14 protein-coding genes are annotated in these 12544 nt (G+C 35.5%); 8 read left to right on the top strand and 6 right to left on the bottom strand.

The features are described from left to right. Window positions 1-121: 121 nt before the first annotated feature. From HYB91_RS07065 to HYB91_RS07035, 7 genes are read left to right on the top strand one after another with little or no spacing between them, the layout of a single operon-like run. Entirely contained in the window at window positions 122-1066 is a 945-nt protein-coding gene (locus HYB91_RS07065; RefSeq protein ID WP_002668524.1) for a DUF58 domain-containing protein, read from the top strand. Beyond that, entirely contained in the window at window positions 1051-1986 is a 936-nt protein-coding gene (locus HYB91_RS07060; RefSeq protein WP_002677751.1) for a hypothetical protein, read from the top strand. Before HYB91_RS07065 ends, HYB91_RS07060 begins: the two co-directional genes overlap by 16 nt. After that, a complete protein-coding gene (locus HYB91_RS07055) occupies window positions 1979-2962 on the top strand; it encodes a VWA domain-containing protein (protein ID WP_253719449.1) in 984 nt (327 codons plus the stop codon). Before HYB91_RS07060 ends, HYB91_RS07055 begins: the two co-directional genes overlap by 8 nt. 10 nt (window positions 2963-2972) lie before the next feature. After that, window positions 2973-3941, top strand: a complete 969-nt coding sequence (locus HYB91_RS07050; RefSeq protein ID WP_002677755.1) for a vWA domain-containing protein — start codon at window positions 2973-2975, stop codon at window positions 3939-3941. Then, the gene (locus tag HYB91_RS07045; protein ID WP_002677758.1) at window positions 3925-4539 is read left to right on the top strand and encodes a tetratricopeptide repeat protein; all 615 of its coding nucleotides are present in this window, start codon (window positions 3925-3927) and stop codon (window positions 4537-4539) included. Before HYB91_RS07050 ends, HYB91_RS07045 begins: the two co-directional genes overlap by 17 nt. Next, window positions 4488-5918, top strand: a complete 1431-nt coding sequence (locus HYB91_RS07040; RefSeq protein ID WP_002677761.1) for an SH3 domain-containing protein — start codon at window positions 4488-4490, stop codon at window positions 5916-5918. The genes HYB91_RS07045 and HYB91_RS07040 overlap by 52 nt, the downstream gene beginning before the upstream one ends. Before the next feature lie 17 nt (window positions 5919-5935). Further along, a complete protein-coding gene (locus HYB91_RS07035) occupies window positions 5936-6448 on the top strand; it encodes a Smr/MutS family protein (protein WP_002677762.1) in 513 nt (170 codons plus the stop codon). 3 nt (window positions 6449-6451) lie between these two features. Here the strand turns inward: HYB91_RS07035 and HYB91_RS07030 are convergent, their stop codons facing one another. The 4 genes from HYB91_RS07030 to HYB91_RS07015 form a co-directional block, all read right to left on the bottom strand. After that, window positions 6452-7132 carry a hypothetical protein gene (locus tag HYB91_RS07030; RefSeq protein ID WP_002677764.1) on the bottom strand — a complete coding sequence of 227 codons (681 nt, stop codon included), beginning with the start codon at window positions 7130-7132 and terminating at the stop codon, window positions 6452-6454. Window positions 7133-7176: 44 nt separating this feature from the next. After that, window positions 7177-7635, bottom strand: a complete 459-nt coding sequence (locus HYB91_RS07025) for an HD-GYP domain-containing protein (RefSeq protein ID WP_371922095.1) — start codon at window positions 7633-7635, stop codon at window positions 7177-7179. Between the two features lie 37 nt (window positions 7636-7672). Next, entirely contained in the window at window positions 7673-8350 is a 678-nt protein-coding gene (locus HYB91_RS07020; RefSeq protein ID WP_253719448.1) for an HD-GYP domain-containing protein, read from the bottom strand. A 134-nt stretch (window positions 8351-8484) separates the two neighbouring features. Further along, on the bottom strand, window positions 8485-9561 hold the full coding sequence (locus HYB91_RS07015; protein ID WP_253719447.1) for an IS30-like element ISTde2 family transposase: 1077 nt from the start codon (window positions 9559-9561) through the stop codon (window positions 8485-8487). Between the two features lie 413 nt (window positions 9562-9974). On the opposite strand from HYB91_RS07015, the gene HYB91_RS07010 reads away from it, so the two are divergent. Then, window positions 9975-10454 (top strand): hypothetical protein, encoded by a 480-nt coding sequence (locus HYB91_RS07010; RefSeq protein ID WP_253719446.1) that lies wholly within the window; start codon window positions 9975-9977, stop codon window positions 10452-10454. Between the two features lie 47 nt (window positions 10455-10501). On the opposite strand, the gene HYB91_RS07005 is transcribed toward HYB91_RS07010, so the two are convergent. Both HYB91_RS07005 and HYB91_RS07000 read right to left on the bottom strand, forming a co-directional pair. Then, a complete protein-coding gene (locus HYB91_RS07005; RefSeq protein WP_002677775.1) occupies window positions 10502-10897 on the bottom strand; it encodes a GrdX family protein in 396 nt (131 codons plus the stop codon). 62 nt (window positions 10898-10959) lie between these two features. After that, the gene (locus tag HYB91_RS07000) at window positions 10960-12384 is read right to left on the bottom strand and encodes an alanine/glycine:cation symporter family protein (protein ID WP_002671600.1); all 1425 of its coding nucleotides are present in this window, start codon (window positions 12382-12384) and stop codon (window positions 10960-10962) included. Between the last annotated feature and the right edge of the window lie 160 nt (window positions 12385-12544).

Genomic DNA, 12544 nt, shown 5'->3' with positions numbered 1-12544 from the left:
ATATTTTCGGTCTTTTTTTTAAAAAAATCAAGAGCCCGATGGCACGGAAATCAATTTTGTAATCATCATGCCGTTTTACCTATCTTGAATAAAACTCGTTTTAATACTAAAATACATACTTATGAAAACAGGTTTTATCGCAGAAAGAGCAAAACAACTCAAAATCTCTTCTCTTTCTATTTCCGAAGGCTTACGTTCAGGCGGCTTCAGTTCGGCTTTTCGCGGGCAAGGGATAGAATTCGATTCGGTGCGGGAATATGAAACGGGAGATGATGTGCGCTCTATAGATTGGAACCTTACGGCACGGAGCGGTAAGACCTTTGTTAAGATGTACCGTGAAGAAAGGGATCTAAGCATTTTTATATGTGTAGATTTTTCACTTTCGATGGAGCCGGGGCTCGATAAAATCAGCCCTAAGGAAAAAGCTGTCGAAACGGCAGCCCTCTTAGCCTTTGCAGGGAGGCATATGTTTTCCCCGGTCGGAGCCCTTTTTTTTGATGGAGAAAAAGGCCCCTTGTTTCTTCCTAGAACGGGAGAAGAGAATATTTTGACCATATTAAAATCTATGGAAGATTTTGCCTTTTGCAAAAATCGAAAACCTGTAAGGGGAACACAGATTACGTCTGCGATGACTGCCGCCTCCAAGATTTTACGTTCAAGGTCATTAGTAATAATCATTTCTGATTTTAAGGTTGAGGGCTATGAAAAGGAGCTTGGGCTCTTGGCGGCAAAACATGATGTTGTTTGCCTTAAGATAAGCGGATCTATGGATTATTTTTTGCCGGAAGCCGGAGCTATAAGATTTAAAGACCCGGAAACCGATTTTAAAATGCTCTTGCCTACGGACTCTAAGACTTTTCAGATGGAATATAAAAAGAATTTTACTGAAGAAATATCAAGATGGGAGAATACCTGTAAGCATTCCCTTGCAAATCCTGTTTTGCTCGATGTAAATGAGGATACCGTAAAGGTATTGGGAGAATTCTTTTTATCTAAACAAAACAATCAACGTGTTTTAAAAGATAATTTAGCTAAGTTTGGAGCGGATGGATGGAAGGCATTTTAATTCCTCAACAGGTTTTTGTAGGAGACTCCGCAGAATTTTTATTCCCCATAGATGATTTGAAATCTTTTGATCCTTCTATTTTAATGTCCGGCTCTTTTAAGATTGATAAAATAAAACAAAATACTATGATGGATATAACTTCCATTCAAATTAAAAAACAGAAAACAAAAGAATACATATCCATAAATTTTACTCCATGGGAAACAGGCTCCGTATTTTTTCCTTCATTGGCTGAGGCCGGTATTTACGATTCAATGCCCCAAGTTTTTATTTCTTCAATATTGGAAACGGCAAAGGTTGAGGTCATACAGCCTCCGCGTCCTCCTCTTTTACTTCCGGGTACCAGTTATTTGCTTTATCTTATAGCTTCCGTAAGCGGTGTACTTATTTTTACTTCCATAATGGTTTTTTCTGCTGTAAGAAAATATTTTTTTGTTTATTCTTTTTCGAGGGCTCAAAGAATAAGAATTAAGGCCTTAAATAAATCTTTGCGAAAGTTAAAGCGGCAAGTGTCTTCCGTTTCTTCTTCCGACAGCCTTGAAGGAATTACAAAAAGAAAGGATTGGTTAAAAAAATTCGAGTTTGCTTTTAGAAGGTATTGCTTCAGCTTGACTTCATCGGAAAAGGTTTTAAAATCGGGTGAGGGCGACTGTCTTACATACTCGGAAATATTGGAAAGCCTTAAACGAAAGTTTGAAAGCACCTACGGAGTTTACTTTGAATTTGAAAAAATCTTTTTTAAACTTCAAGCTCTCCGTTTTGGGGCTGCGGATCTAAAAGAAATAAACTTTGAAATGGAAAGTATTTATTTTTTAAATCAAACACTTAAACTTATGAAAATAGCAGAATCCGAAATTCAAAAAATCGTAAATGCCGCTCAAAAAGAAAAATTAAAATACAAGGCGGATACAAATGATTAGCTTTAACCATCCCCTTATGCTTTTATTGATTTTGTTTTTTTTCTTGTTTCTTATATTAAAAAAAAGCGGCCTTGTTGCAATTCCGGAGCTAAAATTAAATTTGGTTAATTGGAAGGGCTTTTTCCCAAAAAAAAATAAACTTATGGAATTTGGGAATTTCTTATGCTATTTTTTTTGGTATTGCGGTATTATTTTTTTAATAATAGCCCTATCGGAACCTATTGTTTTTAAAAACAAGCAGGTCTATACCGATGCCGGAAGTTCCATTATGTTTTTACTGGACATAAGCCCTTCTATGGCGGCAAAGGATATGAACGGAGAAACGAGGATCGCAGCCGCAAAAAAAATTATAAGAAAATTTGTTGCAAAGTATCCCGGAGATTCTTTCGGCCTGACGGCTCTTTCAAGTTCTGCAGCTCTCATTCTTCCTCCTACGATCGACCATAAGGTGTTTTTATCCCGCCTCGATTCTTTGAGTATAGGAGAATTAGGAGATGGAACTGCAATCGGCATGGGGCTTGCGGTTTCTTCAGCCTATATGACAAGGACTAAGCTGAACTCTTCATACATTGTTTTACTTACAGATGGTGAAAATAATACGGGTGAAATCAATCCAAAAACTGCGGCAGAAGTTTTAGTAAATAAAAACATCGGCTTTTATGTTATAGGAATAGGAAGTTCGGGATATACTACCTTGGAGTACACAGATCGAAAAACGGGGAAAACCTACTCGGGATCTATTTTTTCCAAGTTCGATGAGGTTGAGTTAAAAAAAATCGCTCAATACGGAAACGGAAAATATGCCTCTGCCTCTTCACCCGAAATACTTGAAAATATATTTAACACAATATCCAAGCAGGTCCCTGCAGCGCAGTCTAATTTTACCCGGATTATCGAAGAAATTTATATGTGTACTTTTTGTCGGCTTCAATTTTTTCCTTTGTGCTTGTGTGGCTTTTGCGCCGAATTTTTATGAGGGTATATCTATGATAAGTTTTGAAAATTCGGTATACCTGTTTTTTATCCTATTTTTGTTTCCTGTTTGGTTTATTTTTTATATAAACCTAAAAAAAATACAAAAAGCATATTCAGGCTTGGAAAATACAAAAAAGATAATCAAAAAAGCTAAAATAAGAGCCTTGTTTTTTTCTGCTGCATGGATTTTTTTGATTTTGGGCTTGGCCTGTCCTCTTTGGGGTTCCAAACCAGTTTCCGTCAGGAGAAGGGGAGTATCGGTTATGTTTGTCTCCGATATTTCAAAAAGTATGAGCCTTCAAGATATTCAGCCCAGCCGTATTGCCGTACAAAGACAGTTTTTAAAAATCTTGTTCGAAAAGATGCATAAAACCTCAGCCGAGCCTGCAGTGGGCCTTGTAATTACAAAGGGTGAGGGCGTTTTATCGGTGCCTTTAAGCTTTGAAAAAAATGCCCTATCCTCTGCAATAAATGCCTTATCTCCCTTAATTCTTTCTTCTACAGGCACGAACCTTGAAGCGGGCGTTTTACGGGCATTGGATTCTTTTGGAGAAAACAGGGGAAACTCAAAAATAATAGTTTTATGCACGGACGGCGGGGAAACCTCAGGTTCTCTTTTACATGCTGCAGAAAAAATAAAAAAGACGGATGCAATCCTAATTATTGTGGGCTTCGGTACTCTTGAAGAAACTAAAATAAAAGTTCTTGATGAAAAGGGAAATATCCAATTAAAGGATGCAAGATTGGAAGAAGCCTTTTTAAAAAAGGCTGCAAGTATAGCCGGAGGTGAAAGTACGTATATCTCGGCTTTAAGTTCGGGGTCTATAGAAAGTATCTTAAAAATAATAGACGCCGGTGTAGAGGGAGTTGAAAAAATGGTTTATATACAGGAGCCTGTAAAAAGAAATTTTGAAATGCTTTTACTTGCTTTTATTTTTTTATGTTTAGGCGGAGTATCCTTTTATGGTAAAAATAAATAAAATAATCTGTATAAGCATCCTTGTTTTTTTGATATCCTCTTGTAGTAAAGTTGATAGGGCTAGGCTTAATTTTCTTTCGGGATATATTGCATGGAAACAAAATGATTGGAATAAGGCTGCATCAAACTTTTTTAAATCGATAGACCTGAGTGAAGAGGTTAAAGATGTAAAAATAAAAGACTATTCGGATTTTGCAATCGGCTCCATCTACCTTATGCAAAATGAAGATGCTTCGGCTCTTTCCCGTTTTGAAAAGATAAATGAAAATATGGATAAAAATTTGAATTCCTATATTTATTATCAAAAAGGAATAATAGCATTTAAAAATCATGAATATGAAAAGGCTGTAAGGCTTTTTAAAAAATCTCTGGAACTTAAACCGGATAGTGTTGATGCTAAGATTAATTTCGAGCTTAGTATGCGTTATCAAAAAAAACAAAAGGAAAAACTTCCTAATTCTAAAAGTGCTGCCGTTATTGAAAATAAAGAAGCCGATTTATTGGAAAAGACGATTTTAAATTTAATACGGCAAAAGGAGAAAGAACAATGGCAAAAGAAAGAGCAAGAAAACAAGCAGCCTCAGGCATTCGATTATTGATTCTTTTTTTTCTTTTTTCTCTTCATCCGGGACTTATCTATGCCGGAATAGAGAAGGATCCGGAACTATCTTTTTCTTCAGGCCCACTATTTATAGATTCCGTTTTTGAAATAAAAATAAAATTGGATGAATATTCTTCTAGGTCATCGGATGAACCTAAACTGATTATTTTGGATGAGAATTCGGTTCTTGAATTTTTGGATTCAAGTATAAATTCATTATACGGCGGTATTTTAATCACAAATAGGTATAAGCTAAAAAAAATAGGAAACTTTGAACTTATTCCTTACTTGTCTTTGGGAAAGTATCAGACTAAACTTAAAAAGTTTTCTATTCAGGTGGAACCTCCGGCCCTATCAAAGAATACAACGTTTAAATGGAAAATATTGGATGCTGTTTCGTATTCTCCGGTTAAAAAAATTATACAGGGGAAAAAATATCTCATCGTTTTAATGGGTTTTTTTTATGATTATGTTCAAACTGAGGGCAGGACTTCCGGTTTGGATATAAACTGTCAGGCTCCTGAAGATTCCATTTTCGAAGCTGCCGTCAGAATTAAAGAATCCGATATGTCAAAAATAGAGCGTACGATTATTGATGAAACAGGTTGGAAGGCTGTTTCTTATTTTTTTTGGACGCCTCTTAAAGCCGGCGATATAGGTCTTCCGGTGGCGCAAATAAGTATAGCCTCCGAATCAAAAGATTCCCGCAAAATTTATGTTAGAGAGCAAAGGGTAAATGTAATAAAGGGAAGCCTTGGACAAGAAAAAATAAGCGACGACGAAAAAAAAGCTTATGAAACTTTGGGCCCTGCCTTAAACACTAAGAAAAACGAACTTGGTCAAACTAAGCTGAAAAATCATAAAGAAAATTTTGAAGAAAAAAAAGAAAAGGCTTTACTTATTGCAGAGCTACGTACAAAGGAAGCCGGCAGTTTTTTTCCGGGAAAAATAAAAAATCAAAGACTTGAATATGAAAAAGAACTTAATTTAAAAGAAAGCTTTGCCGTCAGGTCTGTAATCCTAAAAAAAATATTATGGTTTTTATTTTTTATTTTATTGCTGCTATCAAGCTATTTTTTCTTGTATAAAAAGAAGAATATCGTATTTAAGCTTTTTTTAATTTTAAGTCTTGGTTTGATTTCCGTCCTTATCTTTTTATATTCGCGGCAATATGAAAGAGCTGTTTATAGGCCGCTAAACTATGATGAGCCGTATTTACTTTATCATATACCCGAAACAAGCGGAACCATTGTAAGCTCCCTGGAAATTGGTGAAACCGTTATCATAAAACAAAAAACTTCCGAATGGTTTTTTATAGAAAAAAAAGACGGTACCGGCGGCTGGCAAAAAAAGAACGGCTTTATTATAACGGATTAGGAAGATGGGAGGCTTACATGAGTAAAAATTTCGGAGACATCTTGGACGAGTGGGATAAAATAACGGGAAAACCTTATGGAAAAAAGCAGATAAAAAAAGACGAGCATTTAAATAAAAAGAACTATAAAACGATTATAAAAGAAGATAATTCGAAAAAGATAAATCCCATGGAAATGTGGTTAAGGCGTTACGGCGTTGAAGATAAGGATGCTCAAGAAGAGTTTACCTCAGTCGATTATGCAAGGCAGCGCAAGACATTAAGAGAGATGCACTGCGAAGATGAGATCGACTTACATGGGATGACATGCGATGAAGCCGAAGCCGCTTTAAATGTTTTTTTTGAAAATTCCATACGCCGCGGCTTTAAAAAAATTTTAATTATTCACGGTAAGGGAAACCACTCCGGCGGAGGTGCCGTATTGGCCCCCTTTGTCCGTTCCTATCTTGAAAAACATAAAAGGGCAGGCGAGTGCGGTCATCCTAAAAATGCAGACGGCGGCACCGGTTCCACTTGGGTTATATTAAAATAGAAATTATTTTAAAGATGCCAAGGCTTTATAAAAAGCGTCTTTTTTTTCTTTAATTTGAGCTGCCGTAAAATATTTTTCCATTTTCTTTAATATTTCATTCATTTTTGCTTCTTCCTCTTTAATATCTATGATAGGCATCGGCTTTGCGTTAAGACTTATACTAAAATTCATGGCTTCCTTTTTTTCTGATTCATCGAATTCAAAAAATATGCCGTCTTTTATATTTTTAGGTGTTTCATTTATTTCATAAAGAGTTATCTCAGTATTTTTACATTTTTCACCGCTGCATACCGTTATATTTAATTTTTTCCCTATTTTGAAAAAATTCCAATGTCCCGTTATTTTGACGGCCGGTTCTATTTGATAATTTGGAGCAGCTGCTAATTTTCCGTTATCTTCTTGTAGCTCAAAGCATCTTGTATAATATACCTTGTTTTCTTTTATGTTTTTTACCTTTAAATAGATATTTCTCTGTTCGGTAAAAAAAGAATTTTCGGAACCCTTTACCTTTTCTTCCCTGATTTCTGTTTTGCCGTCATGACAAAAGCCTGAAGTTTTTGAATACCTGATTCGCATAAGAACGGTTTTATAGTCTTCTAAAAGTTTTGTTCCTTCATTTCCCCAAAGGCTAAATACTGCAATAAATACCAAAAATATGGAATACAAAATCTTATTTTTTTTCATTTACTTACCTCTTATTTTCATGATTATAAACTAAATTTACTTTTTTATACAGTATTTCGATCAATACTTTTTAGCTCTTCTTTGGATAATTGTCTTTTTATGGTTACGTTATTTGATTTTGTTTGTACAATAACCGGATCTCCGGTAGGAGTTGTTTTTCCGTAGATTTGAACAATAGGGAATCTGGGGTCATCAGGATTGACATCTATTACCTTTGCTATTTTTCCGTTAGAAAGATAAACATACATTCCGACAGGATAAAAGGATAGAGAATAAAGCAGGGCTTTTAAAATGGTTTCATCATATTGTCCGTTAGTATTCTTTATCATCTCCACAATACCCGATGATGCATCTTGAGCTTCTTTATAAGGACGTGGAGCTGTAGCAGCTTCATACGAACATGCAACGGCTATTATTTTGCCGTACATTGAAATTTTTTCTTTTGTCAGGCCTCTCGGGTATCCATGCCCATTTTCTCTTTCGTGATGCTCCAGAGCTCCCAAACATATGGGCAAAGAAAAAGAAGAGGTTTTTAAAATATTATAGGACAGGATGTGTAAATAAGGCCTTTTTCCCTTCTTCGCTCAAGGGGGCATCATACATATAGTATTGAGGCGGAAGCCTGAACATACCTATTTCGTGTAAAAGGCAGGCAGCTCCAAGCTCTATGAGCCTATGAGGAGGCATTTTAAGCTGAAGTCCTATAATTATGGCAAAAATTGAAGACCGCAAAGAATGCATGACAAGATAATTTGTCGGAGAGCTGTATTTCTGCATTTCTATTAGAAGGATATTTTTTTTGTCGCTTTTTACAAAATCGCATAATTCTTTTATTTTATCAAAAACTAAACGAGGTTCCAAAATTTTTTTCATAGTATAATCGGTAAAAATTTTATCCGTAAATCGTAAAAAATCCCAGAATTTATTTTCAGTTTCTTCCATAATTTCCTTTTGTTTTTTCAGTTTGTCGGAAATTATTTCGTTTTCCTTGCTTGAGTCCAAAACATCCTTGCCTGAGGCAGTATCGGTCCTTACACTCATAAAACTTGAAGGTTCTCCGTCAGAATAAAGGAGAGAAAAATCCCATTCGTTTAAAATAGCCTTTAGCTCGGCAGTAAGAGGTGTTTCCGGAATTAAAAGCAAAAACTTTTTATCCAAATAAACATTTTTATTAAAAAACGATAAATCTTTTATATGTTCTGCATTGTAGGTATTCACTTATTTTCTCTCCTATGATACAATATATATTATTATAAAGGATTTTATATGAAATTAAAAGTACTATTTGTTATATTTAATATCGTCTATAAATTGTAAGAGGTATTGCCCAAAAAATACCATTTTTATGAAATTCATGTATACATTTGATTGGCCGTTTTATAGCCAAACATCCGTCTAGGATAATTATTTATCCAATTCTCTACTTGTTTTATTTGTATGTCACTATATTTACTTATATCTGCTCCTTTTGGTATAAAGCGTCTAATTAATTTATTAGCATTCTCATTGCTTCCTCTTTCCCAAGAACTATAAGGATGTGCATAATAACAAGTTGTCCTTTTTTCTCCTTCTTTTAAACAAGAGGTTTCAAGGCCTTCTTGGTCTAAAAATTCAGTCCCGTTATCCATGGTTATGCTTTTAAATATTTCTTTAAACTCATCTTTATATTTCATCTCAAGCATATCTATATTTTTTTTAATACTTTCCTGTTTTTTATCGGGGATTTTAAATATTAATTCTTTTCTAGTAACTCTTTCAGTCATAACTTGTAAGCAGCATCTTCCTTTACCTACCACCAAATCCATTTCCCAATGTCCTTTTTCCTGTCTTTTATTTATCTGTTCACTTCTTTGTTCAATACTGCGTCCTTTTATGTTGTTTTTAGCAATTTTGCTTATTTTTTTATATTTTCGTTTAGTTTTATTGCGTTTTACAGGTAAATCTTTGTTTGTAAGCCTAGAAAAATCCCCTCTGTCTATCATATTGTATACAGTTTTGGTGCATATCATAACCGGAAACTGTAAGCCTAGTTCTTTTATTTGTCCTATAGCAGCATCAGGAGAAAATTTATTATCCGCTATACATGTTTCCAAATAATGTAAAAGTTTTTTATCCTTACCTATTTTTAAACCACGGCCTTTTAGTAATTTCATTTTATCGGCTCTTTGTTGTCCTTTTCGTGCCGAGTAAACTATTTTTTCAAGATAGTCAGGAACTTTTGGATTACGGCTTACATATGGATTTTCTGTTACTTTTATTACCATTCCCCTTTTTATCTCCCTCTGTATCGTTCTTCTATCCCTATTTAAAGACTGTGCAATTTGTCTTGCGTTATGGTCGCTTTTGAATAATGCTTCTATCGCATATCTTTCTTTTTCGCTAAGGTGTTTCCATTTTTTACTTTTTATGGTATCATTGTTTTGGTTCATCTGTTCCCCATTATCTTTGTTTTTCCTAATTTCATTATAATGGTTTTTTGGTTCAGATGAACCTTTTTTATTTATTTTTAGGGCAATTTATTTTACAACTTACCATATTTAATATCGTCTTAATTTTATTATTGTTTACCGTTTTTTTCCTCCCCCTATTTTATGCTGACGGCTCTTTTATGCGGGAATTTTGGAAAGCTAACTGGTTTTTTGGGCCTGTATTTTTAATTCTTATTTTGTTTGTAAATATAATGTTCTTAAAAAATAGACTTTTGATCAAATATATTGAATCCGAAGATTGGTCTTCTTTGGCCTCCTTACTGGAGAAAAAAATCTATACAAAAAAACGGATTACCTATAAAAGTTCGCTTCTTTTGGCGGAATCTCTCCTTCTTTTAGGTGATTTTACTTCCATGAATAAATTTTGTGACTTTTTAAAGGATAATAAACCAAAATATATATCAAAGCTGGGTCCTAAATTTGCAGCAGCTAAGATGATTTCCGGGAATTATCAAGATGTTTTTGAATTTAGTTCGTCTTTACCTGTTTTAAAAACAACAGCAAGTGAATGGATTGTATTTTATTCGGCTCTTTCCCTTCAAATGATGAAAAATTATGAAAAAAGTGCCGCTTTATTCACTAAGGTATCGGATTCGGCAAAAAATCCTCTAATTAAGTGTCTTAGTACATATTTTGTTGTTAACGTTTTACAAACCTATTCACAGTTGACTGAAGAGGAAATAAAAGCAAAAGCCCTTCTCTTGCATTCAAGAATAAATAAAAACTATACTTATGAGTCATGGAAGGCTTATACGGAGTCCGAAAAACAGGAAATACATGTAATGATTTTAACAAAAATAATAGATGATGTCACTTCTTGGCTCTTCTTCTAAATTCACAAAATTGTTTTCGTCCTATAAATGAATGTCGGAAGATTTTTTTAAAATTTTACCGAGCCTGAAAACAAGTTATAGTCCAATTCTTGGAAATCTTCCAAGACATCATCGGGGTAGGGCGGCGTTTTGCCTCTTTTTACCCTTTCCATTGCCGATTCCCAAAGAATAAGAGAATTTGTATCAAGCTTTTCCTGCTGTTCCAAGGCCATGCTTCTATAAGGGTGCTTATGAAGCGGAATATTTCCTGCCATGGCATGGTTTAAGAGCTTCCAGTTGGAGTGTATTAAATCCCTTACCGTCTTAAAAACTTCATCTCTGGAATCTAAAAATTTAAGTTCATAGCGGTTTTTTAAGCCCGTTCTATCTTCTTCATAGAAGGTTTTAACCTTAGGGTTATTTGTGATAATAAGTCTTTTGTTAGTTTGTGAATCTTTTTGCATATCTTGTGTTTTGGAAATAAAAGTAAAGATAAAGGGCAGCTTAAGCTGCCCTTTTTTAGTGCTTATTTGTACTGACTTGCGTCGTAGGGGAGGCCCTTGTTATAGTCTTTTAAGACTTTAGCAACGGTTCCGCTTAAGAATAGCAAGGCTATAAGGTTCGGTATAACCATGATTCCGTTAAAGAAGTCGGTCAATTCCCAAACCAAGTCAATCTTAAGCAAGCTTCCGACAAAGATGAAGATAATTACCAGAAGCTGATAGGGAATAAGTCCCTTTGTTCCGAACAAGTATCTGATGTTTGTTTCTCCGAAGTAGTACCAACCGATGATGGTTGAGAAAGCGAAGAAGAAAAGACAGATAGCAATGAAAAGATAGCCGAATGTGGATCCGAACAAGTGCTGTGCGAAAGCTTCTTGAACGAGTTTAATTCCCTTCATTGTGGCTTCTCCACCTTCAAATTGTACAATGCCTGAGCTTAAAACGGTAAATACAGTGATGTTTAAAACGATGAATGTGTCGATAAATACGGCAACGATACCAAGAACACCCTGTTCTACGGGATGTTTAACATCGGCAACAGCGTGGGCATGAGGTGTAGAACCCATACCTGCTTCATTCGAGAAAAGGCCTCGGGCAACACCGTATCGTACGGCTCTTCCCATTCCAAAACCGAGAGCTCCGCCCCAAACAGCCCTGGGATTAAATGCTCCCTTAAAGATCATAGCAAACATTTCGGGGATCTGAGCTGCATTGATGATAATGACTATAAGACCGACCACAATGTAAACGATGGCCATAATGGGGACTACTTTTTCCGTAACCGAAGCAATTCGTTTAACACCGCCCATGAAGATAATACCTGCGATTACCGCAAGAACTGCACCTGTAACCCATGTAGGAATATGGAAAGCATTTTGGAAGGCGTCTGAAATTGAGTTAGCCTGAACCATGTTACCCATGAATCCGAGAGCAAGAATGATGGCTATGGCAAAGAAACCTGCAAGGAATTTTGCAAAGCCGTCGCCTACCTTATTTTTTAGACCTGCAGAAATGTAGTATGCAGGACCTCCTACAGTCTGTCCCGAATCATCCTTTGTCTTGTAAATTTGAGCGATAGAAGCTTCTGCAAAGTTGGTTGCCATACCTGCAAGGGCAGCAAGCCACATCCAGAAGATGGCTCCGGGACCGCCCATGATGAGGGCTGTCATGGCACCTACAAGGTTTCCTGTACCTACCTGTGCTGCAATAGCTGTAGCAACAGCTTGAAAAGAGCTCATACCGTGTTTTCCGGCTTCTTTACCGCTCAATGAAAAGTTACCGAAAAGGCGTTTCCAGCCTGCTCCGAATTTTGTAAACTGTACTCCTCCTAACCGGATTGTAAAGAACAAACCGGTACCGCATAGAAGCGGAATAAGGAAGTAAACTCCCCAAATAAATCCGTTAGCCGAAGAAACAAGGCTAGTAAGATTTTGTAAAAATTGTTCCATAGTGCGATTAAACTCCTTTTACGCATATAGCGATATAGACTTGTTAAAAACAAGCGCCTTTAACTATACAATCAAAATTACAACTTGTCAAGATATTGATATACAAAAATAAGATACTTTTATTATAGTATGTTCACTTTTTTATGTAAAATGGCTTGAC

The organism is Treponema sp. B152 (genome assembly GCF_024181665.1).
GTDB lineage: Bacteria > Spirochaetota > Spirochaetia > Treponematales > Treponemataceae > Treponema_B > Treponema_B denticola.
The sequence above is the reverse complement of the archived record's forward strand: the minus strand, read 5'-3'. Positions and strand labels throughout refer to the sequence as shown.